Source organism: Hymenobacter defluvii, from assembly GCF_017589435.1.
GTDB classification, from domain to species: Bacteria; Bacteroidota; Bacteroidia; order Cytophagales; family Hymenobacteraceae; genus Hymenobacter; species Hymenobacter profundi.
On record NZ_JAGETX010000146.1, the window covers coordinates 1 to 246 of the forward strand.

Annotated in this window: 1 protein-coding gene; it reads left to right on the forward strand. The window is 45.1% G+C overall.

Features of this window, described 5'->3' with window-relative positions; translation table 11 throughout:
- Positions 1–246, forward strand: a 246-nt coding sequence (locus tag J4D97_RS23380; protein WP_208309677.1) for a hypothetical protein, incomplete at both ends; no start/stop codon positions are given.

A 246-nucleotide genomic window follows, 5' to 3' on the forward strand; every position in this document is an offset into this window, starting at 1 on the left:
TACTAAGTGCGGAGCCAACGTCACCGGGTTATGCTTTCAAAGCAAACTGAATCTGTCGGAGTGCGAATACTGGGTACCTACTTCTTCTAATTCGCCTAATAAAGCCACCAAAAAAGCCACTCTAGCATCGGGTCAAAATCGCGTTAAAAAGCAACCTACTACTGAAGGCGTTGAATGGACTGGCTTTCCGTTGCGTCTAACTGAAATAGAGCAGATTAGCCGTCGTGCTAATCCATTGATTATTGC